Source organism: Leptospira inadai serovar Lyme str. 10 (assembly GCF_000243675.2).
GTDB lineage: Bacteria > Spirochaetota > Leptospiria > Leptospirales > Leptospiraceae > Leptospira_B > Leptospira_B inadai.
The window spans coordinates 167,208-193,880 of record NZ_AHMM02000025.1 but is presented as its reverse complement, the minus strand read 5'-3'; the positions used below and the strand labels follow the sequence as shown (position 1 = coordinate 193,880).

Here is a 26,673-nt window from a genome sequence, read left to right as displayed (position 1 = left end):
GAGAAAGAGCCGATCCAAATTGATGGATTCTCGATTGGATCGGCGGTTTGATTCCTTTTCTAAAATTTCATTCCGGCCCTAAGAATCATTTTTCTAGTTCGAATGCCTCCGCTAAGAGTTGATAGGATCGCAGCCGGTCGCCGAAATCATGGGTAATCGTAGTGACTACGATTTCGTCGACTTGGTATTCTTTAGCTAATTGCAAGAGCTTTACTTTAACTTGATCGGGTGTTCCGGTTACCATTCGCCCTCGGTTATAGGCAATACGATATTCCTCGGCGTCCGCGTATCTTTGGGATTTTATTTCATCGTAAGAAACGATCCCTTCGCTGATTCCTTTCTCGATATTCAGTAGTTGTCGATCCATAACCGCACGAAGTTCGTTGGCTTTTTCTTCGGTATCCGAACAAAGCACGAAAATCCCCACGCTTCCTTTCGGATTCTTTAGAGCTTCCGATTGCTGAAATTTTTCTCGGTAGGCATGCATCGCCTGCCGCCCTCCGTTCGGATTGATGAAATGAGCAAAGGACAATGCCATTCCAAAATGAGCCGCTAAAAGGCCGCTTTCTCCGCTGGACGTTAAGATCCATAACTCGGGGACGGTTTCCGCAATCGGGATCGCCCTCACTTTCGCCTGTATGGAATCAGGCTCTATCGTGTCGGTAAGGAAATGTTTCAGATCTATAAGTTGTTGTACAAAATCGTTTTGGATAAAACTGTTTCCCGGATTCAGAATTGCAGCGGTTAATCGGTCTCCCCCGGGCGCTCGTCCTACGCCCAAGTCGATTCTTCCCGGAAAAAGGGTCTCCAACATTCTAAAATTTTCCGCGACTTTAAGAGAACTATGATTCGGAAGCATGACTCCTCCCGAACCGACTCGAATTCTATTCGTTTCGCCGGCTAAATGTGCGATTAATACTTCAGGGCTTGATCCGGCTAACCCTAGTATATTATGATGTTCTGATACCCAAAAACGATGATATCCTAAACGATCCACGAAGCGTATCAGCTCGATCGTTTCCCGGATCGCTTGCTTTGCGGTGCCACCCTTTCGTATCGGAGATTGATCTAAGACGCTTAGTTTCAGCATTAAAATGTCGACTTCACGACCCCGAAGTCCCCTCGTAATGCGGCGCCGTCCACTTTTGAATTCGGCAGAACTTTCCTTATCGATACCGGCACTTTGTCCACAAAATTCTTCGTCCTACCGTTTATGAAGACGGTCGTACCTTCGTTTAACAATTGTATAGTGATCGCCGATCCGATTCCTACAGTCGATCCGGTGATCAACGCGATTTTTTCCTTTAAGTGCATTTCCATCGATTCATTTAGCTCCAAAGCAAGCTCTGATGTTTAGACAGGATTCAAATGTTGGATTACGGATTCGCGACGGTTTACGAAACGGTTTTTCGGAGTAAACCGACCGGGGAATATCGAGTGGTATTTTCTTAGATTCGGAATCGGGATATAGTGTTCCGGATTTTGGCCGGATTCCAAATCCGGTGAACACTCTTTGTCGATTGCCAAGGATCGGAAAGGAAAGGTTCGAGCCGATTTATTTAACTCTGAGTCCTCGATGGATAACTGCGAGAATACTTCCGGGAAACGTGACATTTTCGAAAGGAGACCATCCGCTTTTGCTTTTGATATCCTCTTTCCGGAAGGTTGTAGGTTTATGAAAATTCAGGACGGTAAAACTCGCACAGTATCCCGGTTCCAATTTTCCGAATCCTTTACCGTATTCTTTCGGAAGAAATTCGTTCACGAATTCTCCGGGATTTTCCGAGCAAATTGCGGCGATTTTTTCCAACGATATTTGTCCCTCACGATGGAGCCACGTAACGAAGAGAGCGTAGGTGTCCAGTTGAGAGATTCCTGATGTTCCCCTTTTTTTTTCTTCTACGGAATGGGGGGCATGGTCCGTGGCTAGATAATCGATCCAACCGTCTCGAATACCTTGGAGAAGCGCGGTTTTATCTTCGGGCCCGCGTAAGGGGGGATTCATTTGAAACCAATGTCGATTCTCATCCGTAAGCATGGTTCGATCGAAATAGAGATGGGTCGGAGTTACTTCGCAAGTTACCGAAATTCCTCTTCGCTTAGCATTGATTATTCTCTGCAATCCTTCCCCAGTGGAATAATGACAGAGCTTACCTTTCAGTTTATATTTTTCGATCAGGTAAAGAGCGAAATCGGTGGCCAAAGTCTCGGCTTCCGGTGGTCTTCGATCCTCATGCAGGAATTCACCTTGTTTTTTTTCCAAAACTTCGGGATCTTCGCAATGAAAACTAACGTTTTTTCCTTCATATTGCCTTATCGTATCTTCCAACTGTTCGTTGGAATGAAAGAATAATTCCCCTACGGACGGACCCATAAAAGCTTTATAAGGAACATGTAATGTTAAGGGTTTGGTTTTCGGCCCGATCCCTGCATAGAGGGTGATCCGAATCGGAGATCGATCCGCTAATTCTTGCTTTCGCAGATAGGTTTCATCGTTAACCGGCGGGCTCGGATTATTGGGCATATCGGCGATATGTATTACGCCTCCGTTGATCGCAGCCAATCCGGCAGAGTGAAAATCCTCTTTGTAAATATGCTTTTTTGTTTCGTCTTCTCGAGCGTGAACATGAATGTCCCCGAATCCGGAAAAGATCACGGACTGATCGGGATCGAAGGATAAATCCCCTTGCTCCGGCGATCGAAGGAGAGAATCCCGATGAATCGCGGAAATAAGCCCAGTATTCGGATCTATTTCCAGGACGGCCTCAAAGGAACCGCTTGAAGTTTGAAATCTGCCCGATATTCTGCGAATGATTCCTTCCATTTAACCCAGATTGGATTCAGCTCCCTTTTTTTTCTATCGCATTCATGAGTTTTGTAAGCGTGGGAGAAACTCCTTCGTCCGTTTGAATTTCCACGGCGATATCCTGAGCTTCGGCTAAGCGTCCTTCTAAGAAATATAGTTCGGCAAGATGAAGCCGATTTTGAGAATGTCTCGGATTCTCCGAACGTACTTTCTCCGCCAAGCGGATAGCTTCCTTTCGATTTCCGAGTTTTTTTAAACAATAGGAAGTTAAAAAAACGACTTCCGAATCGTTCGTTCCTAAGGTGCGGATCTCCTCCGCAGCCAAGTAAGCCCGTTGGTAATCCTTTGCTTTCAGCGCGGCTTTCAAAATAAGTTTGGAACGGTTCTGATCCGAAGAAGGTAAGCTCTCTAGCTCCGAAAGAATTTGTCCCAACTCTTTCGGAGAACGGGCTAGTTTAATTCTCTGCAAACTTTCCTTCCAAGAGCCGATTTTGACGTCGGAGTGATGGCCGGAGATTCCAACGCCGTTTACGGGTGTGGAACGAATCGATTGAATCATTCGATTGAACTGGTCAGCTAGGCTTCCGATTTCGTCCCAGGCCTCCGCACGAAGTTCCCGTTCTAGATCGCCTTCGGTCGCTAGTTCCAATCCTGAATATAATCTTTCCAACGGATGGAATATGATAAACGACAGAAACGCATGGATTCCGATTCCGAATAGAAAAAGACAGAGTAGAAAGGCGAGCAAAGGTTTGGCCAAAAGTTTTGTTTCGAACGCGAGGTAATCCTTATACGGAATTCCCGTTTCTTTGGCCTGAGTTTTTCCGGGAGATTTTTGAATTAAGGAATAATAATATTTTTCTTCCGTTCCGGGAATTTTTCGGAATCTAGGTTCTCCGTCGGGAATAAGCTCTCGTGATTGATCTAATACCAGTTCCCTTAACGATTCGCCTTCCGCAGAGGAATTTTTTACGATTCCCGAAAGGACTTTTAAGTAAAGAGCAAGAGATTCGTTTCTCCCTTCAGGATTCAATATTGCGAGTGTTTCCTCTTTGAATTCTTTTTCGGGAAGGTTTTTGATTTTTTTTCGGATCTTCTCCAAATCTTTCGAAAGTCCGATTAATTTTTCCGAATATTCCGGATTTCCGATCCAATGTTTTCCGACTTCCGAATAAGCCGGAAATTCCAGGGCGAGCAGCGGCGGATTTTCCCAAATGAAAGAAAGGATCAAGTCCCGTTTCGTTTGTGCGAATAAAGACGGGTCCAGACCTCCCGTAACTCCGGAGCTAAAGTCGCTTGTATCCTGAACCGTGAATGTATAGGATTTAGGAGAAAGATCCTCCGCTTTTTGTCGTTCGCTTACCGTTTCTTTAAGCGAATCCAGCCCAGGTTGTAGAAATAGCCAGCTGCTTCCCTGAAAAACGAAGAGGAGTAGCAATACGATTCCCAGTAATAAAGGGTTTCGAACGCTGAACGCTTCTCCGGAGGCTCTTAAGTGAACGAGCCAAGCGATGAATAAAGCGGTAAGAAAAAGCGGATTCCAAAAAGATAAGGCCATCGCGCGATCTATGGGTACGGCTATCTCCTTCGTATGAAAGAGCAACGTGGTTCCGAACAAGAGAAGAAACGGAACCCATAAAGAGACGGCCATTAATTTTATGTCGGCTCTCGGAGCCTGGAAGGCTCGAACCCCGCCTAAAATCAGTGCGGCTCCTAAATAGGAAGATAAGGTCCAGGCTAAAATTCTTTCATCGCCGACTCGAATTACGTCAAAAACGTTTCCGGAGAAATCGTAACTAGGAGCATAGGGAACCGTTCGCAAAACGTGTAAGATTAAGGAACCCAAAGCTAAGAGAAAACCTCCGGTCAATAAACTTCTCCCGACTTTATGAGAGCTTTGAGGATTTAAGAAATAGAAGTATGAGAGAAGATGCGTGCAGGCCAAAATCGAACTCGGAATGGAAACCCAGCGATGCAAAAAAGAAATGGGATAAAAGAAGGAAGTCCCTACCAAAAAGGCGAGCTGCATCAGGGCGAAGTATAGAAAGACCCAACCTAAATGAACCGTGGACTCCAATTTTTCTTTGGGTGAGAGTAAAAAAAACGCGCAAAGTCCCGAGACGATAAATCCCGTGAGATAGCATACACTAACGAAGGTAAGGACCGTCATTCCATTCTCCCGGATAGGTTCCGATCCCCCGAACGATTGCCGGTCCGATCGGAGGAGTTTGTCGTCCCGATGTTAGGATTCCACCTAAACCAAGGAAAGTCTTATTTCACGCAAATTGCTGCGAATTTTGCGGTGGTCGGGCTTGAATTCGATTCGCCAGAATTTAGATTCACGATTTGGAAATTCCCTTTGTCTCCTTCCGGAGTGGTGGACCAAAAGTATCCGAGGGATTTCAGTTTCTTTTCCGCTCGCTTGGAGAATATCCTTAATTCTTCTTTATCCGGGAGCCGTTTTCTTCTTCCGGAGCAGTACTCCACGGCTTCTTCCCAAGTGGCCGGTTGTCCCGCGACGTCATCCCAACCGTGTTTACCGTATACCGGAGTTTTATCCAGATACTCCATTAAGATGAAATACCCGAAGAAAAGAATAAGCGAAATGGCTACAAATCCTGTCAGCTTTACTAAGAAAGACGAGGAGCGAGTTTCCTTTGCCGAGGGTAACTCTTTCATTGTTTGGCTGATTTTATTTGCGACTGTTTGCTGCTGACGATTACTGGGTTTTCCTGGATCCGGTCTGCGTTTCGTTTGATTGCCGGTTTGGTGCCCCCTATTTCCGCCTGGTTTATGGGGAGAATCCTGTTTTTTTTGGTGAGAGGATTTACGTGGAGGCTTGCGACGATTCGCCATTGAGGAGGTATCCTTTATCTTTCGAGTTTCAGGCGTTCCTTCGAGAATGGGTTATCGAAGAGGAGTCGCCGCTTCCGACGGGTTCCGAAAGCCGCCGTAAAAAAGAATCTCTACCACGAGGACCGCATTTCGTAAAGAAAAAACCTCTCTCCTATTCGGAAAGGCTACAAACCGTTTCGGAAAAAGGTCGAACGAATCCTTATAAACGAAAGGATTGTCCAAGAATGGAAACGATTCATATCGGCATGATCGGTGCCGGAACTGTAGGTTCGGGTGTTTTAAAGATTCTTCGGGAAGAAACCCGTAAAATCGAAAAGGATTTCGGATTATCAATCGTACTTCATTCGGTATGTACGCGAACGCCGGGTAAGGTCCTTCCGATTCTTAAGGAATTTCCGAATACGATTCTCACCGACGATATCTTAAAGGTCGCCGGAAATCCCGAAATCGATATTATTCTCGAATTAATCGGAGGGACGACCACATCGGAAGAGATCGTCGTTCGATCCTTGCAGGCCAAGCAAACAGTCATTACCGCAAACAAGGCTTTGCTTTCCGAAAAAGGAGATTCATTATTTAAAATTGCGGAAGAAAATCATTCCGAAATCGGTTACGAGGCCGCGGTTGGTGGCGCAATACCTGTAGTAAGAGCGATTCGTACTTGTTTGGCCGGGGATCGATTTCTCGGATTATACGGAATCTTAAACGGCACGACTAATTTTATTCTTTCCAAGATGGAAAAGGAGAATTTGAACTACGCGGAGGCATTACGTTTGGCTCAAGAGAAAGGATTTGCGGAAGCGGATCCCTCTTTCGATGTGGAGGGAATCGATACTGCTCATAAAATCAGTATCCTAGGTTCTCTCGCGTTCGGGGAGAAAATTCCTTTACAGAGCATAACGACGGAGGGGATAACAAAGATTACGCGATTGGATATTCAATTCGCTTCCGATTTAGGTTATAGAATTAAATTATTGGGTTTGGTTCGTAAGTTGGACGGTAAAATCGAAGCTCGCGTTCAGCCGGTAATGATCCCGGTTCAACATGCCTTTGCAAGCGTGATGAACGAAACAAATGCAGTATATTATAAAACTGCGTATGCTGGATCGGGCCTTTTAGTGGGAAAAGGGGCGGGCGCTCTTCCTACCGCTTCCGCGGTGATTGCGGATTTAATTTATTACGCGTTTCGTCGTAAAAAAAACCTCACGTTGGAGCGAAATCGGTTTCATAGGGCCAGCATTTCCGAAGCAAACCAGACGGAAGCCAGATATTATTTACGATTTAATTCAGTTGATCAACCGGGCGTTTTGGCTGAAATTGCTAAAGTTCTGGGAACAAACGGGGTTTCGATATCTTCCGTGCGTCAAAACGAATCCGATCAGGAGCCTGTCGAAGTTGTGGTTGTCACGCATCCTTGCATTGAGGCTTCGATTTTGGCCTCTCTCGGAAGAATCGATTCGCTGGATGTGATTTTGGAGCCTTCGATTGCCATCCGATTGGAGGACAAATTGTAATTCATGGACGAATTCCCGTTCACAATTTCTCTTCACGGAGGTTACGGGGAGGAACATTTAGATTTATTTTTGGATTTAGACGGAATTTCTCGTCTAATGACGTTCGGAGCACAAGTATCTTATTGGGAAAACTTGCGCCAAGGGGGGACGGTCACTTTTCGTAGGAAGGAAGACCACCGAAGAATTTACCTCGATTTTGAGGGAGAAGTCGACGGAAAGGGGTGGATACGAATTCTAACTCAAGGGACTGCCCAGGTGGAATCAAAGCTGAAAAACATCAAGGGAAGCAAGGAAATCCAAGCCTCCCTTAAAGATGGCAAACTGCTGTTATAGCACGGATCAGGAAGAAATGGCAAGAACGGAATTCGAAGGGCTGTTTATAGAAACAAAACGTACTCCCGTAAAGGAGAGAGAAGTTCTCGTCGTGACGATGAACGGAAAGGTGACAAATTCGAACGCTTTTGAAATTTCGCGTAAGATCAACTTCGTTTTCGACGAAGGAATTTTCGAGATTATCTTGGATCTCTCCGCTCTGGAATATATCAACAGCGTGGGCGTTGCTACTCTTCTTACGTTAATCAAAACGGTGGATCAGCATAACGGTAAAATAGTTATCGGCGGACTGAATCACTTTTTAGAAAATGTAATTCGTTTAATGGAATTACCTAAAAAAGTAGCGATCTACCATACGTTGGAAGAAGCTAAAACGGCCTTTGCATAATCCGCGCGGTTGCATCGCTATACGGATTGACCGTCCGTTTCTCCGAGTTTCTTTCGTTTAACAGTTTCAGAAAATAGAATATGTTAGTTATCGCCGTCGCTCCGCTCCGGCGAATTTTGCCGTACGGAATAAATTTAACGGAAGAGTTAAATTTCCCGTCGATTCCGGAAACGAGAATAGAATCTTACAAATCACAAGATTCTCCAGCGAATCCGTGCAAGGTTACGCCACGGGAACATACATCATTTTCGGCGCGAAAATTTCGTTCGTCCTAATTTTATAAAGCAGGCCGATTAAAAAGCAAAAACTGAATCTGGGAGGAAATCGGAAGCAAATTAAATAGGTGCCAGTCTCTTTTTAAGGAATCGGGATAGGCTCGTCTTCTCGTTCTTCTTCCTCAAACTGCTCGTTGAATCCCTGAAGTAGTCTTTGTTCCCGCAATTTAGCCGCTGCTTCGGAATAGATGCGTTCTTCGATTCTACGCAAGAGAAGATCCAATCCGATTTTCTTGAACGCCGAAGCGTAGACGGTATCGATGTCGGCTTCTCGTATCAGTTCGGCCCTGGCTTCTTCCGGTAAACTATCGATCTTATTATAAACTAGGATTCTGGGGATTTCTGCCAACCCCAAATCTTCCAGGATGGATTCCACCGCTTCCATATGCAGATGATGCTCGGGATTGGATATATCCACAACGTGTAATAGTAAATCCGAATCTCCTAATTCTTCCAGAGTTGCCTTGAACGCATTGGACAGTTCCGGCGGAAGATCATGAATAAATCCTACGGTGTCCGAAATAATGATCTCCCTTTCCTCCGGAAATCTAAGTCGTCTTGAAGTCGGATCCAAGGTCGCAAAAAGTTTATCTTCGGACAATACTTCCGAGTTCGTGAGCATATTCAAAAGAGTGGATTTGCCTGCGTTGGTATATCCGACGATTCCACAAACCGGGATCTCATTCTTTTTACGTCTGCGCCTCGCGATCTCCCTTCTTTTCTTTAGGGATTTTAATTCCTGTTCCAGCCGGGAAATTCTTTCTTCCACTCTACGTTTGCCGATTTCCAGTTTCGTTTCCCCCGGGCCCCTTCCTCCGATTCCTCCGGTCAGCCTGGACATATTGTCGTCAAGCTCCGTTAGTCGCCCTTTGAGATACTTTAATTGGGCCAATTCCACCTGGAGTTTACCGTCGCGGCTTTTGGCATTCCGCGCAAAAATATCCAGGATGAGTTGTGTTCTATCGATTACTTTTAAGTCCGCGTAATCGGAAATTTTCTTAGCCTGGGAAGGAGTTAATTCCAAATCGAACACGAGTAGCTCGACTTGTTTTTGGATCGCTTTGAGAACGATTTCCTCCAACTTTCCTTTTCCTAAAACGGTTGCAGGATCGAGTCGGTTCTTTTTTTGAATGAAGGAATCGACTACGTGAACGCCGGCGGTTCTACAGAGTTCTTTTAGTTCCTCTATCGACTGACTAGGAGTTCTACCTCTTTGGTGTTCCGGATAAACTCCCACTAAGAACGCCCGGTTTTCTTTTTGAGCCCCTTTGAAATTGCGTCTATACCGAGCCATTCGAGTTTCTATATCTAGAATCTCTTCGAGTATGCCTTCCTCTAGCTGGCCCGGACTCTTACGCGATAGTATCGTCCAAGGCTCGCCTTCTTCATCCTCGGGATTTACGTATGCGGAATAATAGGCTTTGGGAAGGCCGCTTTCGGCTACGGTAATTGCGGTGATATAGTCCAGTCGAAGTAACGCCAAGTCCGTCAAATCTTCTTGGTTTAAGGACTCGTCTTTGAGGTGTGTATGCACAAGTCGTAAACCTCGCAATCTCGCTTCCGACATGCGGATTCGATCCAGCCACGGGATATCGATCGAGCTATCGGAGCCGACGATTACGTGGGTAACATAGCCTGTTCTATCGATTAATATCCCGACCTGACGGCCGATTTCGTGGGAAAGTTCGGTGAGAGTTCTTGCGACTTCCGGGGTGATGATTACATTTTCCCGGATTCTTCTTTCTGAAAGTTTCTTCAGACGTTGCACTTGGTTGGATTTAAGTCCGGAAAGGTTACCGCTGAGCTTACTAATAAAAAGACTCCTTTTGTAGTAGAGTAACAGCTTTCAAAACGTTCGTCAAGCAGTTCCAAATCTAACTATACTACATTATTGGACTACCGATGACCGACAAAAATCAGGTCGGTTTTTTGGTTCAGGAAAGAAATTATTCTGTAAAAATAAGGAATGCCGAGCGTACTTATGCATTAAGCGGAAAAAAAGGTCATCGCCGACTCGTGATCGGTCGAAAAAAAGAATAGAGGCTTGAGGAGGGGATTGTTTCCTGGAACCGATGTCCTCTTTTTTATTTAAAATGCAGACCAGCACTAATTTCCGTATTTTCGTTCTTCTCCTGGTCCTTGGAGCGTCGGTTATTCCCGGACTCGAATCCGGCTTTGCTCAGAGTAACTCGAGTCAACCCCCTGCAAATTCGGATCCTTCCTCTCCCGGACCGCAAGAAGACGGGCCTGGCGTGGGTCCCGCTCAAAATCCCGACGATTCCTCAGATCCTGCAAATTCTGAATTTCCGCAAGACGGGAAGGAAATCAAAAAGTATAACGATCAGTTTAAGCGCGGACTTCTGTCCGTTTTTCAAGCCGAGGCAAATCATAATATTAAAAAACTGAGTCGGCACGGATTGACCAACCCGATTCCGAGAGTAAGAGCCGCGGCGGCATTTGCATTGGGTCGATTGGGTTCCAAGGCCGGCGTCAAGACCCTGCACAAGATGATCGATCATGACGGAGAGACCGTTAGGCAGGCCGCCTATTTCGGCTTAGCCGATATAGGCGCTCGTGCTTCATTGGAATATTTTTACGCGGGTGCAAAATCCAGTGATAAGGAAATTCGAGTTTCTAGTTTTCGAGGAATGGGAAAAACGGCCGATCCCAGCGCTCGGGAAGTGCTGCTTCGCAAAGGAATCACGTCCGACGATAAGGATATAGTCAAAGCTTCCATTCTCGGTTTGGGATATTATCAGGCGCCGGAAGATATCCGAATTTTTATCGATTATCTTAACTCCCCCGATGAGGAATTGCAGAAAGCTGCGGTCGAAGCGCTGGGTCGTCACAAGACTCGAACATCGATGAATATCCTGGAGGACGCGTTTCGAGACAAGGGGAATCTTAGAGCGCAAATTCTGGATACTCTGACTGCTCAAAAAAATTCCTTCGCCGTTTTTGCTCTATTACGAATTTTGAATAATTTTCCGGATTCCGACGTAATCGCTAAGGAAATCGGTGTCCGATTGTATAAGTTAAAAGTGTCCGGCAAGTTCATGACCGTTACTTCGGAGAAAGTGCCTTTACTCAAAGAACCGTTTGTCGGTTCTCCAACGCTTAGAGATTTAGACGGTGGAGAAGTGGGAAAAGTCCTGCAAAAAAGTCCGAAGCGCTATATCCTGGATATCAACGGACAACGAATCGAAAATTTCTATTATAAAGTATTAGTAAATACTAAATTTAAAGACGCATTTACCGAGACTGCCACCGGCTGGGTATTCGGATCCTATATTAAAATCCGAACCGTGTCCCTTCCGAAATCCTCCAAGAAAAAGAAACGCCCTTCGATACTGGACGAAGAAGATCCTGCACCGAATCCGCAAACGCAGCCGACACCTCCCGGAGAAGAAGGTGGAACTCCCGCAACGGACGGTCCATGATCTAAATGCCGATTCGCTCCGATCTACTTCCCCTCTTCGAATCGATTAGCAGGGAAGCGGGAGAAAAGATTCTAAACTATTTCGATGGAAAATCGGAATATAGCTTAAAGGATCCGATGCAGGTACTGACGGATGCCGACATCGCTTCCCATGAAGTTTTGTTCGAATCGTTGCATCGAGAGTTTTCCGGAATTCCGATTGTTTTAGAAGAACAGGAAAATTCGGAACCCTTACCGACTTCCTATATAGTATGCGACGAACTTGACGGAACGGCACTGTTTTCCAGGGGGATGTCGGAGTTTAGCGTGATTATGGCTTACGTTGAAGACGGAAAACCGGTCGCGGGATGCATTTATTTTCCCGCAATGGCATCGATCGTGCTTTCCGAACGGGGAAAAGGTACGACGGTGGACGACCACAAGATCGTTTTTCGCGAGAAATCGGATTTATCTCACAGCGTGGTTTCTTTAGAAATCAATAATACTCTTACTAATGAGGATTTCTCATGGATTGCCAATGTGGTAAAGAATTCCTTGGCGTCCAGATCTCTTGCTGCAACGGGCGCCGGGTTTCGAGAACTCCTGCTCGGAAAGACCGATCTATTTTTAAACTTTAACGGAGCAAAAGTCTGGGACTTCGCGGCCGGGGCGGTCGCAATCGAGGAGGCCGGCGGTATCCTATTGAATAAGGAAGGTAAGCCTTTAGAATGGGATAAGATTCGAATGTCCGGGGTTATATGTAAGGACAGTAGTTTAGCGTCTTCGGTCTTTCGATTAAAACCGGGAGGAAGTTGAGAATTTTTCTTTTTTGAATTTCATTAAAAGCTTTTAACCCGACTAGAATTCTGTAAAAATTAAAGGGCAAGGAGATGTGATGCAGGATTTTTTCAACTTACTCGATTCGAAGCAGATCGACGCGTTTACCGTCACGGTGAGAATTTTCTTGATTATTCTTTTTGCCGGTCTTATCGGCTGGAACCGGGAACAAAAAAATCATGGGGCAGGGTTTAGGACTCACATTTTGATCGGACTAGGATCGACGATCTTGATGCTCTTGTCGATTTTCGTCCCGACATACTATACCGGAGGAATGGCGGATCCGACTCGTATCGCCGCACAGGTCGTTTCGGGAGTCGGTTTTCTTTGCGCGGGTGCGATCATCAAATCCGGGATGAATATCAAGGGATTGAATACTGCAGCCTCTATCTGGGTCGTTTCTTCGATCGGGCTTTTAGTGGGGGCGGGTTTATATTTTGCCTCCCTCTTGACGACCGGAGTCACACTGATGATACTCGTAGTATTCGATTTGGTCGAATCGAAGTACTTCGGTAAATACGAATATAAAGTTTTGATTTTGGACTTAAAACAAAAGAAGTTTCATCGAAAAGGGTTTCGCGATCTGCTGGCGAAAAATAATCTTAAATTGGTTTCGGAATCCTTTATGCAGGATTTCCTTTCTAAGAGCGCACAGATCAAACTTACCATCGCCGTGCCGCGCGGTTTTGACGTTTTGAATATCGTAGACGACGTAAAAGGACTCGCGGACGTCACCAAGATCAGCATAGAATCCGCTTGAATTTTCGTTTATTTTATCGAAGTAATACGTATAACAGCTAAGTTTTTGCGAAATTGAAATTTTTCCTCTACCTCTGCTGTCTTTCAGAGGACGGAGGACAGAACATTGGTGAGCCGGGTTTCCATTGTTCTAGGGGAAGATTTGTGTGTTATAGTAGATCTTTCCTCCACCTCTATTACCTTTCCAACTTTCAGAGGACGGAAGACAGAGGACTGAGGACAGAACATTGATGAGCGGAGTTTCCATGTTCTAGGGGAAGATTCTTGCGTTATATTAGATCTTTCCTCTGACCTCTGCGCGGGAGCTCCACCACGAATTTCAAAATGAAAAATGCTTGTGTTCTCGCGTTTTTTGTGAAATAAGGCAATTCCACCGCTTCGCTCCGGCCCCCAGAGTCTGTTGAAAAAGAGGTGCAAATTTTACGAATGTACTAGATTTGCCGAATGGCAAAGTTCAAGAATACGGACCCTAAACAGCTGCGGATGTATGTTTTAAACTTTCAGGAGTTATTTGGAGAAGGACATCCTATTCATAGCTTTAAGAAAGTCATCGATCGCTTAGATTTTGAGGATTTCGAGAAGAATTACCAGAATGATGAAACAGGGCGACCCGCGATCTCGCCCAAGAAAGTAATTTCGGCCCTTTTTTATTCGATACTAATAGGCAACCTCTCGATGAGAGAACTTTGTAGACTTTCAAAACTGAGAGCCGAATTGATTTATCTATTGGATGGAGAAGAGTTAGATCATACGTTTATTTCAAAGTTTAGAAAGACCCACAAAAATGAAATTGAGGACTTATTCTCTCAAACGGTATTTCTCGGTTATGAAAGCGGTTATATAGATTTTGAAACGGTTTCAATCGATGGAACAAAGATAAAGGCCAATGCGAATTCCGATGATATGGGGGATTTAGAGAAATTCGAGACTCGGTTGAAGCAAATAGAAAAAGTCAGTAAGATAAAACTAAGGGAGTGGGAACGGTCGGCAGATTTAGAACAGACTAAACTTTCGAAAAAAACGAAAGATTTGGAACGAAAAGCAGGCAAGTTAAAAGAGGCTGTAGAATTCTTAAAAAAGCACAAAGACCGCCGCAGGATCCATCTCTATGAGAGAAATTGCGATCTACAGAAAAAGGGAAACGCCTTTATCGTAGGTTACAATGCTCAGGCGGCGGTCGATAGCAAATCTAACATGATTGTTTCCCAATCTGTGGAAACGGGGCAAGCAGATACGAAGTTTACGGAAAAGATGATTCGAAAAGTCGAATATTGTCACCTTTCCCTGAAATCAAGAGACAATGATTTCAGAAAAATTCAATATATCTTGGATGCGGGTTACGCGAGTGAAGCCAACTTTCGGAGTTTAAAGGATTTCGATATTTATTGCCCCGATCAAAAAGTCACAAGGCCATTCCAAGCTGGACGGATACCGAAGGTTCCCGATTCTGCTAAACGAAGACCTCAGTTTATAAAGTTCGCTTACGAAAGAAAATCCAACCGATTCACCTGTCCATCAGGTAGAGAACTTAAATTTAAAGCTGAAAGATTTCTTCGTGGAGACAATCGTTATTTAGATTACAGATCAACGAATTGCAATGGTTGTAAGTTAAAGCACTTCTGCACAAAAGATCGCTCTAAAGCCATTTTGGTGAATTCTAATAATTTAAAAACAACTATGTTCATTTGAGTCCAAGTAAGAATTACCAACCAAACGAGATGGACAATTTCTACACGATGGAAATGCGTAAAAAGTTAAGACATCCGCAATCGCGGAAAATTTACTCTAAGAGATTCCCCTCGATCGAAGGTGTCTTTGGTGCAATAAAAGGATCTCGTCGCGGATATAGATTTATGACGAAGGGAATAGAAAAAGTATCTTTGGAATGGTCCGAGAGATGCTCCGCTCATAATATAGCAAAACTTTGCGGATTTCGGTATGTTTAAACGATCCGCCAAAAGTTAACTGAAAGCCTTTATAACAATTAAACATAATGATCCCAATTACGAGAAAAATACCGACTAACCTCGCTAACTTTTTCAACAGACTCCCCGCCCAAAAGGGCGGGGAATTTTACAGATCATTCTGTACAGGAGATCCGGAGGAAGATCGTCGCTTCGGCCGGATAGACCCGGAATTCTGTTGGAACTCGCTAAGAGGATAAAACATTGATGAGTCCAATTTCCGCCATCTAAAGAAAGATTCTTGTGTTACAATAGATCTTTCTTCCGTCCTCTGCAGCATTTCCAACCTCGAGCAGCTTCTGTCTAGCGTGAGCAAAGCGAGCGCGTCTGTCTTCTGACCTCTGACCTCTGTCCTCTGTAGGGGTAAGGTTATGCTTTTTTACTTGCTATTCTTTTCCCGATTGGATATGACTCTCCCGTTTAATACAACAGGAGAAGGCTGTGAAAATTAAATTAACATTATTAGCCGTCGGAATTTCGTCTTGCCTGATAGGCATCGCGTCGATTTTCGCTCAACCGAGAGAAACTGCCGCACAATGTTCAACGTTAAAGGAAGAGCATAAAATGCGCGAATGTATAGCCTGCATGGAAAGACCCGTCAAGCATATCTATCATCCCCATCTTCCCGATGGAGAACGTTGCAAACGTTTGTAAATTTCGATCGGTTCCTGCCGGGTTCGAACGTGTTCGAACCCTTTTTTCTTCCCGAATATGTCCCGAAATCCTTATTTTTCGGTTCAAGATCGATCTAGGAATTTGCTATACGTTTTCTCCATTTTTAGGAAATTTTGCCATTCCATATGGAAGATTTTCAAGGAACAAGGTTCCGAAATCTTCTAGAATTCGGAGTCGAATCGATCCTAAAAGATCCATTTCCAGATGTCAGAAAAAAGAATTTCAATCCCACCGGATCTTGCGCAAGAACTCGTAAAAGCAATTCGTTTACTCGCGTTATCCGGCAAAAAGAATTTTAAAAAATATTTATTCGAGCCTCTGGTCTATGCCGGATGGGAAAGAGAGAAATCGGTCTCGGCTCTAGCTTCCAGTAGGATGATCGATAAAATTCAGGAAGATTCGCGTGATCCTGCCTATCTCCATACGATTCCTCACCAATGCAAGAGACTGGTTTCCCAGGCCTTAGCCGAAAATCTTTCCGCATTGGGGGACTCTTGTATTTTCTTTTTAGAGAAAATACAGGATGATCCTAAAATCGCAATTTCAGGCGAGGCTCTGGAATTTATAGGTTTGCTAGAAAAACCTTTGAACGAATTCGCGCAGCTTACTAGAAACAATAATGAAAAATTGTTCGAGGATTCGATTCGCAATTTCTCTCAGGAGGAGTTGAAGTCCGCGTTCGAACCGGTTAAATTGGACGGCACACGACAAAAGGTATATCTTGAAGCGGAAATCCATACTTTATACCAGCAGATACTTGCGGCTACGAAAGCGAATAATCTGGTGCGCTGTAAAAGATTATTATCCAGATATATAATCAATTATAGCGACTCGGAAGTATATAGTCAGCCCGAAGTGGAAAATCTTCTGGCGGCTCTCGATAAACGAGAAAAAGGATTTAAACAAAACTTAATGGATTCGATCGCTATCGAACTCTATTATTCCATTACGAAAGGAATTTTGGAAGGGAACGCAAAGAAAGCGATACAGGGCATACGAAAATACGCGCACACATTCGAAGGGGATCCGAATATAAAGTATTATTACGAAATAGATACTCTAGAACGTAAATTATATTCCATTATTCAGACCAAGGATTTGATGAAGGATTTAAAGAAAGGTATTTAAAATGGCAAATTTAACTTTTAACGAAAAACTAGAGGGAAGCCGACTCATTCTTAAAGTAGCCGGCGAAATCGACGCGAAGACCGCACCCGACCTCAAGTTGAAATTGGAATCGGCGGTTGGTAACGGAGTAAAAACCATCGTTTGCGACTGTACCGCTCTAACGTACATCGCGTCCGCAGGGATCGGTGTTTTGAATTCGATTCAGAAATTTCTAAAGGAAAAATCGGGTGAAATCGTGTTTTGTAGTCTTAAGAAAGAAGTGAAGGATACGATGGAGCTGATGTATTTTACCAAGAAAGTTAGAATATTCCCGAATTTAGAAGAAGCCCTCTCGATCGTATAAGAATCGAGAATGAATTCCCACAAGGAAAAGGTTTATCTATTCCGCAACGACTTTGACGAGTTGGCCAAAGTCAGGAATGAAATACGTTCTTTTTTGGGGGAAGATTGTCCCGATCTGATAAAGGGGCGAATCGTATTTTGTCTGGACGAAGCGGTCACGAACGTTATCGAGCACGGATTGCCGGAAAACGAAAAATCCACGATCGAATTGAAAATGAGAAAGAATAAGGGTAGTTGGCGATTTTCGGTCACCGACGAAGGCATTTTCTTCGATCCGACAAAAGTGAAAAGCGAATCTTGGAAGGAACTCTACGAGAGCGGAGCAGACGGAGGGTTCGGTCTACGTTCAATCAAAAAAATTATGATCGTCAGATACCAACGTCTAAAGAATCCGCCCCGAAACAGACTTACCCTAATTCATACGAGAGAAAGAAATGATTAAGAATAAGATTTTAAGAAAGATACTTCCGGGAATTAGAGCAAAGCTTTCGTTTTTCACGGCTATTTTAGTCATTTCTATACTGGCATTCACTTCCGCTGTTCATTATTCTCAGCAAAAAAAAGCCCTCGAAGAGAAGCTTAATTCGGAACTAAAAGCTCCATTAGAATATGTGAATACTGTAGTTTTGGATCTTGAAAATCTAAGCCGGAGCATGATTTTAATCGAGGAATTCAAAATTCGCGTTAAAGAAAAGAAAAAAGAACTGAGTAAATTCAAAAGAACCGTCGTTCAAAAGGAGGCGGGTTTTTTAGGGGCGCTCAAATCGTTCGGGCAGTCTATCGGATTGAACGTCAAACGAGGAAACGTATATCGATCGGTCGATACTTACTTTACGAGATATTTATCCGAAAAGGAAATTAAGGAATTCGAGACGAATGTTCGTAATGAACTGCGGAAAGAAACCGGAGCGCCGATCGACGCTCCGGTTTACGATAAAATACGTTCCGTTGCGGAGAAGACCGCTCTCGCAAGACTCTCTGCGGAAAATGCCCGTTCGCGAATCGACGAAATCGAAGATGAGATTAAGAATATCGAGGTCGAATTATTAAAGCCGGATTTAGATCCGAAGAAAAAGAAAACATTCTCGTCCGATAAGGAAAAACTGGAGAAGGAGCGCAAGACTGCGGAACGATCCATCCCGGACTCGGAAAAAAAAGCGGCCGCCGGGGAAACTAGTTTAGCGAAGGCATTGCAGAACTTTTTTCGAGGATCTTATAAAGACGGAATTTCTTCCCTCGGTTTGTTGCCGGATAAGATTCGCATCCTAGCTTACGATAGAGTCGGCAAACAAACTTTGGATACCGGGTTGTTATTTTTACAATCATCAGGTACGGCTAAAAAACTTTTAAGTTTGCCCGAATTCGAACAAAGTCGTGCCTCGCTATTCGGCGAAACCGACGTATTGGAAACGATTCGAAATAAATCGGAACCGGAAGCATACGAAGTCGGCGGACGCCAATACGAGGTGGTGTTTCGCCCAGTATTCAGAAATCCTAATACAGCAGAGAGGTCTCGCGCCCTTGCAGAAGAGGTTGCAAACCGTGCAAGTCAGTGGCGCGAGTATTTGGAAGAGGATCGTAAACTTTCTTCGGAATTCGCGGAGCTGGCGCAAAAATTAAAAACCCGTATTACGGAATTACGTAAGGACGGGAAGGCGAAACCGGCAGCCGATTCGGAATTTCGAACTCTAACGGCTAATTACCGAAAGCTTTTGAAAAAAAGGGAAACCAAGTTGGAGGAGCTCCAACCGTACGTAACGACATTTCAGAAAGCGCAGAAGCGATGGAGAGAAGAGAAGAAATCCCTGGAAGAGAAGGCCGCCGCAACTTCAAAAGAAATCCTAGAGTGGGAAAAGAAGCTGAAACTTCCTTTAAAGCAGGGAGATATTAAAGAATCACCGGAAGAAATTCAGGAAAACGTACGACAATTGGAGGCGCAGGCCGAGGAGGTTAGAGATTCCCTAATTCGTCTGGAATCGAGTAAGGACGATTGGAGTCTTGCCGAAGATCATCGTTCGGAAGACGCTTTTTACGGATTGCGGGAAGCGGCTCTGGATGATTTTACGTTTCTTCCCTTTAAAGCCGGGTCCGCCGCTATCCGGCGATATTATAAGGATCCGGAAGAACGCAAGAATGTCCGTGCAAAATGGAAACTGTTGCGGGAATGGATTTTGGCAGGAAGTTCGGAGACGGAATTACCGAATGCCTCCAGAAACAAAGCTTCCGTAGCCGATTCCGGAATTTTAATAAGGAGTCGAAGCGAAGCGGAGGAGGTCATGTGGGCCTTGGATTCCTCTCCTCTAGTCGCCTCCAAGGAAAGCGCAGGAAAAGGGGTCGTCTATGACTTATTAAGAAAGAATTTATTAGGATATAATCTAATTTTAATAGATAGGACTGAAGGAGCTAGACAGATTAGGGATAATCGGGACGAGCTTATCCGATATACGGCGATCATCGGAGCGATCGCCATTTTATTGGCGTATGGACTTGCGTGGTTCGTAGTCAGACGTATTCGGATCATTAGTCGAAAAGCGGAGGAAATCGGCGAAGGAAATTTAAAAGTCGAATTTCCACCGGCCGGATATGATGAAATCGGAATATTAAGCGAATCGCTCAACGATATGGTTCACGGTCTGGAAGAGCGAGAGGAAATGAGAGGCGAACTTCTCGCCGGGGAAGAAATCCAGAAACGCCTTTTGCCCGAGAAATTGCCGACTAGTTTGAACGACTTCGTGGAATTCGGAGCCTTCTATAAGGCGATGGCCGGTGTCGGTGGAGATTATTACGATTTTATCGAGCTTGGTCAGAATAAAATAGCGTTTTGTATCGGCGACGTTTCGAATCATGGAGTCGGTCCGGCGATCGTTATGGCTCTCTTTAGGGCGCAAATTCGTTCGATTCTCCGACGCGGCGAGCGCGATTTAAAGAAAATACTTCTTGAAATGAACTCTCAGTTGTATGACGACACTCCGGATCATATTTTCGTTACCTTCTTTTTGGGTTTTTTCGATTCGACGTCTTCTAAGGTGGAATATATATCCGCCGGCCATGTTAAACCGTTATTTTATGACGCGTCCGAAAAAAAACTCCACGAACTTCCGGCAGGCGGATTGCCGATCGGCATGGATGAGAATTCATTCTTTGAAACTACGATCGAGAGGAGAGTTTTGACGTTGGATTCGGGAGATATATTCTTCGAATATACCGACGGCTTGGATGAGGCTAGAAATCCGGAAGGTTCTATGTATGGACGGGAACGTTTAGCAAAATTGTTATTTACAAACGGAGAAAAAAGACCGGCAGAATTGATCAAAGTCGTCGTCGGAGATTTGGAAGTCCATACGAAACAGGAATTAGGAAAACCGGGAATTTCGCAACTTTCGGACGACATTGCGATGATTGCCGTCCGAAAGCGTTAGAGATTTATTTATTAAAAAAATATGTTTCGTTTTACGGAAGTATCAAATCCTTCCAATCGTCCGTATTGTCGTGGGAACCGTAGACATTTCCGGTCGCGTAGTGGTCTTGGATTTTCTTTTTCCACTCACTGGTCTTTAGCTGAGCTTCCGCTAATCCTTGCAGGAAAACGTTTCTAAGATCTTCGATAGAAGTGAACGTATCGTCCAAGACTCCCGATTTTTTTGCGTCTTCGGCCGCTCTAGATTTTATTCTAAAGGATTCCAGAAATTCGCGACGGACCGATTCTATCTCGTCGATTTTTCCTTCTTTTTTCAGCGCTTCGACTTTGGCTCCCTGGAATAAATCGAAGGCGGACGAGGCTCCCATGACCGCTAAAACCGCATCGGAAAAAGCGTAATAGGCGATTCCAGGTCTAAGAAACCCGCTGAACGCGTGGATCTGTCTTCCTCCGTAGTTTTGTCTGAGAACGACCGACACGACCGGTACCTGCGAAAGTACGTTCACGTCTAAAGATTCCCCGCCGATTTGTTGTATTCTTAATCGTTCCTGTTTTGTTCCGGGAACGAAACCCGGTGCATCCGAAATCATCAGCAACGGAATCTTATGCTTGTTTACGAATTCTGCAAATACTCGGAACTTTTCCGTTCCAGGAGCATCCGGCGCGCCTCCGTCTTTCGGCTGGTCGGCAATGATTGCGACGGTCTTTCCGGCAAGTCTGCCTAGCCCGGTTATTAAACTTGTACCGGGATTCGCCTCATAGAACTCAAGGAAAGAATCCGCGTCCAAAATTTTGGAGACGACTTTCTCCTTCATATCGTAGGATGCGGAAGTATCCGCAGGCAATTCAACCTTTCTAATGTCGGAAGTTTCCGAAACAATCTCTCTGGATCGTAATAAAGAAAAGAATTTTCTAATCTTATCATATGCTTCGGCTTCGGAGGTCGCGATGAAAGTCGCCCATCGTTTTGCATCGGATAGTTCTTTCTTCATCGCTCTATCCCTGGAAACGGAAGAGTCGTCCAATAATAGCCACGCATCTCCCGCCGAGGTGAGTTCCGGTATTCGGATTCCTTCCGGATGTTTCAGCAAGTGTAGGCAAGCTCCTTGAAAGTCTTGAAGCGATTTTTGAAAATCTCGCCTTGGCCGTAACGAATCCGAATCGTCCCAATGAGAGCTTCGAAACCATCGACTACCGTAAATTAGTAAAAGATCCGCGCCGGTCTTTTGCGCGATTCGAACCGATTCTTTGGCTTTTATTATGCAAGAGAGGGAATGAAATCCGTAGCTAGTTCGCGGACCGAGAGTAAGAACCGGGCCGCCCCCTAATCGGACAAACCCGGAAACAAGCGATCCCGATCCGGAGTAATTCTCTTTTACGTTTAAGAGGAAATTAGTTTCGGAATTTCTAATTAATTCGTTCTCATCTAGAACGACCCATTCTTCTTTGGAAAATGGTGCCCCGATCGATCGTTGCGAAGCGGACTCATTTTTACCGATTAATACTTCCTGAATTCGATGCAAATACCAAAGAAGCTGAAGCTTATCGCTCGCCACAAAATCGACGGTACCGGTGGCCTGGCCCATAATTCTGGCTCCGCCGATTTCGTAATTGCTGAACTTTTCGCCCGTGACCGATTCGATAACTGCCGATCCGGTTAATACGCGGTAGGATTCCTCTTCGTTTAATAGAAGTTGTAAAGAGGCTTGAGAAGATCCATACACGTCTAATCCGGTCGAGGAGCCGACTCCTATCGCGATTAAAAAGCAACGTTTAGGTTTTTCGCTCGCTATATAAGGCCGAAAATCCGAAGCGTACGTCTGCTCCATCTTGTCGCATATTTCCCGTAGAATAGGATCTTTATGAGATTCGATCGCTCCTCGAAACTCTGCGGCGGTCACCCTTGCGGTAAGAAGTGAATTCATAAAAAATCCTTCCGCTGCCCTATTTAAGGAAACCATCCCCTCGCGAATATTCGCACCGGCTCCGTCGTTCCAGACATACAATGGAATATCGCTTCGATACGCGTAGTAAGTCGAAGCGATATATTTTCTTCCTTCGATATCGCCGGTAGCTCCACCTGCAACCCTTGAGTCTTTAAAGAAAAATACGGCGTCTTTGCCGCCCATTTTTCCTACGAAGATTTTTGCGCCCGGGGTATATTCTTCCGACAGGCCGGTCTTAGGATTCACCCTGTTGATCCCGTCGGCGATCGGGACCGATATTTCGCGTATCGTATTCGGATCGAAGGTTTCGTTTACCCAATGTTCCAGAGGCCATTTTCCTTTACGAAATAGTGCCGCGTCTTTCGCATCCGGCGCCAAAGTGTAAGGGAATCTAGGATCGTTCGGATGAACGATATCCATTCTAAGTTTGCCTTCTTTAAAAAAGAGCGAGAAGGTCCTAATTTTGCCGGCGAAAGAATCGAATATTTCCAGAGTAAATTGACTATACAATCCGTGTAAAAAGAAACGAACTACCGAATTTGCGGAGTCTATTATATTTTCATAATTTAGTACTCGATCTTCATCGGACGATAGGTTGAAAGGGACCGGGACATCCGTAGTGACGATTTCCAATCTGAAAAGATCGACTCTATTCAAGGATTGCGCTCCTTCCAGAATACAAGCCGCGTTTTTGGCTGCGGTCTCTAAAGCGGATCGGAAGAGGTCTAACCTCGGATCGGGAGTAATTGCGGAAAAAAGAATATATTCCTTTTCTCTTCCGTAATCGATCAAGTAAAGGTATTGGCCTTTCTCGGGGGAAAAAAGGCGGGTCAGATTTCCTTTGGATTTCCAAAACTCTATTTTCCTTGTGAATCTTTCGGCTAAATGCGGGGAAAGATCCGTCGGTAATAAGGGAAGCGGAGTTTTAAAAGATTGTTTAAAATGGATTTCCAGTTTTTCTCCGCTTTCTTCCGAAACTAAAGACCAAGGGTTCTTTAAAAATCTAATATAATCGAAAACATGCCTTCTGGAAATCGTGGTATTTCCGCCTCGAAATTTTTGCGGACGATTGCCTCGCAATGCAAGAATTCGTCTTGCTGTCTTTTCAAGAGTAGGTTCCTTTTCTCTTTCTTCTAGATAAATGACTGCATGAAGAGCCAACTCCACGGACCTTGTCGACGGAGCGAATACGGAAAATTTCTCCAGAATTTTGACGAAGATTTCCTTCCCCTCGCGCAAATTTGCGTATGCTCGAACAAGATATAGAAAGGCCTCTTTCTGTTCCTTTGTTCGTCGGACCGGACTCCAATTTTGGATTCCATAGGAATGAAAAGCTCCCGACAGTAGTTTTCTAGTGGATTTGGAAGGATTATATCCTTCGGTCTCCCATTGAGAAAGAAGTCTATGTATTTCGCCGAAATGGGAAAATTTCGTACCCGGATCGGAGGAGAATAACCGGCGAACCAGAACATGAAATTTTAGGATATCAAGATAAAAGGTTTCCCATCGCTTGACTTCGATTTCCGGTTCTTTTTGAATTTTAAATGCGGAAAGAATATATGCAATTTTTGGAATAAACTCTTCCTCTCTAAAGGTTCCCGAAACCCAAGATATTAATAACTTTCTAAGTTCGGCTCCTTTATACGAAATCGGCGGAATGAGTAAATGTCCGTTGGATGGTTCCGAATTCGCGGGGATTTTTTCCCAGTTCTCCCAGAGGGAATCGAGGGAGCTTTCGGTTTCATTTTCTTCGAAAATCGAACTCTCGGTTTCCTTTCGCGTTTCAATTTTAGCTAATATTTCTCCTTCGGCGAATCCTTTTCCCAAAATCATTCCGGAGGCGGTGGCTCCTCGAATTAATCTGGAAAGGTCTCCGTGTTCGGCAAGATACGTTAACTCTCCTCCGATCGGAGCCTTAAGAATCGTTTCCATTTTCATCGCGGAGATAACGATAAGGGGGTCACCTTCCTGAACGGAATCCCCTTCTTTCCAAGCTTTACCTGACGACGGATTGTCGGCGATTTTAACGAAAGTCCCTTGAAAAGGGGAGCGTAGATTTCCCGGATTATCTTTCGGATTTTTACTGCTCTTAACGCGGACGGTGAAGCGTAAAAAACGTAACTTTCCTTCCTTATCGGAAAAACGAACCGAATGGAACGAGGATCTACGATCCACGCGGACTGGGATAATTCGACCGCGAAATTCCACAGTAAATTCTTCTCCCGAATTTCCTCCGGCAGTCAATCCGATGCGCCCAAAATACTTTCCGTTCAGCAAAGCTTCGAAAGTATTAAAGCCGACTTGAAAAAGCCTGAATTGCAGATTTCGATCACCCGATCGTAAATCGAATTTATGGGCGAAATATTCGGATTCTTCCGAATTGAGTAATCTGGGAAGGTCGCCGTCCTTGAAGGCGTCCGTTAAGGCTCTTTCGGAAGTAAGATTTCTTTCCGCGATGCAGCAAAACAATGCTCCTTCTTCTCGATCGGTGAAGTCCTGTTCGGTAAGTTCGGGATTTTCGTTTAGAATTCGATTATCGTAATTCCCGTTGCGAAAAGAATCGTGACGCAGCAATTTTAGCAATTGCTCATGGTTGGTGGTTAATCCTTTTACGTAAAGCTCGCTAAGAGCTCTCTCCATTCGCATCAACGCTTCGTCTCTGCTCGTTCCAAAAGCGATAAGTTTGCCGATCATCGGATCGTAATCGCCTAAAATTTTATCTCCTTTTCTAAATCCGAAATCGCATCTAACTCCGTTAAACGTAGGTAATTCTAGTTCGGTGATTCGACCGGGGGCAGGTGAATAATTTTGAAAGGGATCTTCCGCATAAATTCTGCATTGTATGGAATGATTTCTTGCCGAGAATCTCCTTCTCACGACCGATTCGAACGGAATTTCCGATTCTCTTCCGTCAAAGAAAAGAATTTGCCATTTTGCAAGGTCGATTCCTAAGGACTGATCGGTTACGGGATATTCTACCTGAAGTCTGGTATTCATTTCCAGAAAACCGAAATTCCCGGTTTTTCCGTCCAACAAAAACTCGACTGTCCCTGCGCCGCATCCGTCCGAATAGCCGGAAATATGAGCGATTCGCTCAGCAGAGGATAATAACTGAAGTAAGGTCCGATCGTCTAGAAAAGTTTCTCCGCTTTCTTCTACGACTTTTTGGTTTCTGCGTTGAACGGCGCATTTGCGAACTCCGACCGCGGTAGAGTTAAAGATCTGAACTTCGAAATGCGACGGGTGCTCCACGAACTTCTCTAAAAAATAAGTTCCATTTCCGTAAGCTTGACGACCGATACGCTCCGCGCTTTCAACTGCTCCTTTCAATTCTTCGGAATTATAAGCGACGACCATTCCCTTCCCGCCGCCGCCGGCATCGAGTTTGACCATGACAGGATAACCGATTCGTTCCGCTTCTTTAATTGCCTCAAGTTCTCCTTGAGTTATCGGTCCGCTTCCGTCAAATAAGGGGATTCCGTTTTCCCGTGCGAGAGTTCTCGCATCCAGTTTATTTCCGACCTTACGCATCACGAAGGCTTTAGGTCCCATGAAAATTATATTTTTCTTATATATTTTGGATGCCGCCTCTAAGGTTTCCACAAAACGAAAATCTTCCGAAAGAAATCCGTATCCCGGGTAAATCGCATCCGCATCGGATAGCAGAATTGCGGCTATTACGGTCTGTATATTCGAGTATCTATCCGGATCTCCGATATATAAAATTTCGTCGGCAGGTTCGTACCAGGATTGTCCTTTATCCGGATCGGTTACTATTGCGACCGATCGGATTCCCTCTTCTCTTAACGCTAAGAAAAATCTTTTTGCGATTTCGCCCCTATTGGCGACTAACACTTTTCGTAATTTTCCCTGTCTTGCAGGAAGCGGTTCCGAAATTTCGGAACGGTTCGGGTTAAGGGATTTCAACTCCCGCATAAGGGCTTCTATTTGGGGTAGGCTAACCGTTCCTTCTATTATGGAATCCGGTTCGGGTTTTCGCGTTGGTATCATTTC

The 26,673-nt window shown here is 44.6% G+C and carries 18 protein-coding genes and 1 pseudogene; 12 read left to right on the top strand and 7 right to left on the bottom strand.

What is annotated here, in order from left to right; genetic code table 11:
- Positions 1-85: 85 nt before the first annotated feature.
- The 5 genes from LEP1GSC047_RS16635 to LEP1GSC047_RS16615 form a co-directional block, all read right to left on the bottom strand.
- Complete coding sequence (locus LEP1GSC047_RS16635) at positions 86-1,090, bottom strand: LLM class flavin-dependent oxidoreductase (protein WP_010417194.1); 1,005 nt, start codon at positions 1,088-1,090, stop codon at positions 86-88.
- Positions 1,090-1,320 (bottom strand): short chain dehydrogenase family protein, encoded by a 231-nt coding sequence (locus LEP1GSC047_RS16630; protein ID WP_020989041.1) that lies wholly within the window; start codon positions 1,318-1,320, stop codon positions 1,090-1,092. The genes LEP1GSC047_RS16635 and LEP1GSC047_RS16630 overlap by 1 nt, the downstream gene beginning before the upstream one ends.
- Before the next feature lie 235 nt (positions 1,321-1,555).
- Positions 1,556-2,815 (bottom strand): amidohydrolase family protein, encoded by a 1,260-nt coding sequence (locus LEP1GSC047_RS16625; protein WP_039935685.1) that lies wholly within the window; start codon positions 2,813-2,815, stop codon positions 1,556-1,558.
- Positions 2,816-2,840: 25 nt separating this feature from the next.
- The gene (locus tag LEP1GSC047_RS16620) at positions 2,841-4,976 is read right to left on the bottom strand and encodes a tetratricopeptide repeat protein (protein ID WP_020989023.1); all 2,136 of its coding nucleotides are present in this window, start codon (positions 4,974-4,976) and stop codon (positions 2,841-2,843) included.
- A 101-nt stretch (positions 4,977-5,077) separates the two neighbouring features.
- Positions 5,078-5,662 (bottom strand): LIC_10572 family protein, encoded by a 585-nt coding sequence (locus LEP1GSC047_RS16615; RefSeq protein ID WP_020989207.1) that lies wholly within the window; start codon positions 5,660-5,662, stop codon positions 5,078-5,080.
- A gap of 224 nt (positions 5,663-5,886) precedes the next feature.
- On the opposite strand from LEP1GSC047_RS16615, the gene LEP1GSC047_RS16610 reads away from it, so the two are divergent.
- From LEP1GSC047_RS16610 to LEP1GSC047_RS16600, 3 genes are read left to right on the top strand one after another with little or no spacing between them, the layout of a single operon-like run.
- On the top strand, positions 5,887-7,176 hold the full coding sequence (locus tag LEP1GSC047_RS16610) for a homoserine dehydrogenase (RefSeq protein ID WP_020989123.1): 1,290 nt from the start codon (positions 5,887-5,889) through the stop codon (positions 7,174-7,176).
- A 3-nt stretch (positions 7,177-7,179) separates the two neighbouring features.
- Positions 7,180-7,509: a hypothetical protein gene (locus tag LEP1GSC047_RS16605; protein ID WP_010417203.1), complete on the top strand. Its 330-nt coding sequence runs from the start codon at positions 7,180-7,182 to the stop codon at positions 7,507-7,509.
- Between the two features lie 16 nt (positions 7,510-7,525).
- On the top strand, positions 7,526-7,897 hold the full coding sequence (locus tag LEP1GSC047_RS16600; RefSeq protein ID WP_020989217.1) for an STAS domain-containing protein: 372 nt from the start codon (positions 7,526-7,528) through the stop codon (positions 7,895-7,897).
- Between the two features lie 357 nt (positions 7,898-8,254).
- Here LEP1GSC047_RS16600 and hflX read toward each other — a convergent pair whose 3' ends face one another.
- Entirely contained in the window at positions 8,255-9,940 is a 1,686-nt protein-coding gene (hflX, locus tag LEP1GSC047_RS16590) for a GTPase HflX (RefSeq protein ID WP_010417206.1), read from the bottom strand.
- A 304-nt stretch (positions 9,941-10,244) separates the two neighbouring features.
- On the opposite strand from hflX, the gene LEP1GSC047_RS16585 reads away from it, so the two are divergent.
- The 9 genes and pseudogenes from LEP1GSC047_RS16585 to LEP1GSC047_RS16545 all read left to right on the top strand — a co-directional run bounded on the left by LEP1GSC047_RS16585 (position 10,245) and on the right by LEP1GSC047_RS16545 (position 20,714).
- On the top strand, positions 10,245-11,612 hold the full coding sequence (locus LEP1GSC047_RS16585; RefSeq protein WP_010417207.1) for a HEAT repeat domain-containing protein: 1,368 nt from the start codon (positions 10,245-10,247) through the stop codon (positions 11,610-11,612).
- 5 nt (positions 11,613-11,617) lie between these two features.
- The gene (locus LEP1GSC047_RS16580; protein ID WP_010417208.1) at positions 11,618-12,406 is read left to right on the top strand and encodes an inositol monophosphatase family protein; all 789 of its coding nucleotides are present in this window, start codon (positions 11,618-11,620) and stop codon (positions 12,404-12,406) included.
- 79 nt (positions 12,407-12,485) lie between these two features.
- Complete coding sequence (locus LEP1GSC047_RS16575; RefSeq protein WP_010417209.1) at positions 12,486-13,187, top strand: MgtC/SapB family protein; 702 nt, start codon at positions 12,486-12,488, stop codon at positions 13,185-13,187.
- A 443-nt stretch (positions 13,188-13,630) separates the two neighbouring features.
- Positions 13,631-15,132: pseudogene (locus tag LEP1GSC047_RS22575) on the top strand (transposase).
- 459 nt (positions 15,133-15,591) lie between these two features.
- On the top strand, positions 15,592-15,804 hold the full coding sequence (locus LEP1GSC047_RS16565; RefSeq protein ID WP_010417213.1) for a hypothetical protein: 213 nt from the start codon (positions 15,592-15,594) through the stop codon (positions 15,802-15,804).
- A 225-nt stretch (positions 15,805-16,029) separates the two neighbouring features.
- Positions 16,030-16,953, top strand: coding sequence for a hypothetical protein (locus LEP1GSC047_RS16560; RefSeq protein WP_010417214.1), 924 nt, complete (start codon positions 16,030-16,032; stop codon positions 16,951-16,953).
- Position 16,954: 1 nt separating this feature from the next.
- Complete coding sequence (locus LEP1GSC047_RS16555; RefSeq protein WP_010417216.1) at positions 16,955-17,296, top strand: STAS domain-containing protein; 342 nt, start codon at positions 16,955-16,957, stop codon at positions 17,294-17,296.
- Positions 17,297-17,305: 9 nt separating this feature from the next.
- A complete protein-coding gene (locus tag LEP1GSC047_RS16550) occupies positions 17,306-17,737 on the top strand; it encodes an ATP-binding protein (RefSeq protein ID WP_010417218.1) in 432 nt (143 codons plus the stop codon).
- Positions 17,730-20,714 carry a SpoIIE family protein phosphatase gene (locus tag LEP1GSC047_RS16545; protein WP_020989220.1) on the top strand — a complete coding sequence of 995 codons (2,985 nt, stop codon included), beginning with the start codon at positions 17,730-17,732 and terminating at the stop codon, positions 20,712-20,714. The genes LEP1GSC047_RS16550 and LEP1GSC047_RS16545 overlap by 8 nt, the downstream gene beginning before the upstream one ends.
- 31 nt (positions 20,715-20,745) lie before the next feature.
- Here the strand turns inward: LEP1GSC047_RS16545 and LEP1GSC047_RS16540 are convergent, their stop codons facing one another.
- The gene (locus LEP1GSC047_RS16540) at positions 20,746-26,670 is read right to left on the bottom strand and encodes a carboxyl transferase domain-containing protein (protein WP_010417219.1); all 5,925 of its coding nucleotides are present in this window, start codon (positions 26,668-26,670) and stop codon (positions 20,746-20,748) included.
- Between the last annotated feature and the right edge of the window lie 3 nt (positions 26,671-26,673).

What these genes read in the sequence shown, in the direction of transcription:
- LEP1GSC047_RS16635 (WP_010417194.1), bottom strand. Translation starts at nt 1,090, where the DNA reads ATGCTGAAACTAAGCGTCTTAGATCAATCTCCGATACGAAAGGGTGGC.
- LEP1GSC047_RS16630 (WP_020989041.1), bottom strand. Translation starts at nt 1,320, where the DNA reads ATGGAAATGCACTTAAAGGAAAAAATCGCGTTGATCACCGGATCGACT.
- LEP1GSC047_RS16620 (WP_020989023.1), bottom strand. Translation starts at nt 4,976, where the DNA reads ATGACGGTCCTTACCTTCGTTAGTGTATGCTATCTCACGGGATTTATC.
- LEP1GSC047_RS16615 (WP_020989207.1), bottom strand. Translation starts at nt 5,662, where the DNA reads ATGGCGAATCGTCGCAAGCCTCCACGTAAATCCTCTCACCAAAAAAAA.
- LEP1GSC047_RS16610 (WP_020989123.1), top strand. Translation starts at nt 5,887, where the DNA reads ATGGAAACGATTCATATCGGCATGATCGGTGCCGGAACTGTAGGTTCG.
- LEP1GSC047_RS16605 (WP_010417203.1), top strand. Translation starts at nt 7,180, where the DNA reads ATGGACGAATTCCCGTTCACAATTTCTCTTCACGGAGGTTACGGGGAG.
- LEP1GSC047_RS16600 (WP_020989217.1), top strand. Translation starts at nt 7,526, where the DNA reads ATGGCAAGAACGGAATTCGAAGGGCTGTTTATAGAAACAAAACGTACT.
- LEP1GSC047_RS16585 (WP_010417207.1), top strand. Translation starts at nt 10,245, where the DNA reads ATGTCCTCTTTTTTATTTAAAATGCAGACCAGCACTAATTTCCGTATT.
- LEP1GSC047_RS16580 (WP_010417208.1), top strand. Translation starts at nt 11,618, where the DNA reads ATGCCGATTCGCTCCGATCTACTTCCCCTCTTCGAATCGATTAGCAGG.
- LEP1GSC047_RS16575 (WP_010417209.1), top strand. Translation starts at nt 12,486, where the DNA reads ATGCAGGATTTTTTCAACTTACTCGATTCGAAGCAGATCGACGCGTTT.
- LEP1GSC047_RS16560 (WP_010417214.1), top strand. Translation starts at nt 16,030, where the DNA reads ATGTCAGAAAAAAGAATTTCAATCCCACCGGATCTTGCGCAAGAACTC.
- LEP1GSC047_RS16555 (WP_010417216.1), top strand. Translation starts at nt 16,955, where the DNA reads ATGGCAAATTTAACTTTTAACGAAAAACTAGAGGGAAGCCGACTCATT.
- LEP1GSC047_RS16550 (WP_010417218.1), top strand. Translation starts at nt 17,306, where the DNA reads ATGAATTCCCACAAGGAAAAGGTTTATCTATTCCGCAACGACTTTGAC.
- LEP1GSC047_RS16545 (WP_020989220.1), top strand. Translation starts at nt 17,730, where the DNA reads ATGATTAAGAATAAGATTTTAAGAAAGATACTTCCGGGAATTAGAGCA.
- LEP1GSC047_RS16540 (WP_010417219.1), bottom strand. Translation starts at nt 26,670, where the DNA reads ATGATACCAACGCGAAAACCCGAACCGGATTCCATAATAGAAGGAACG.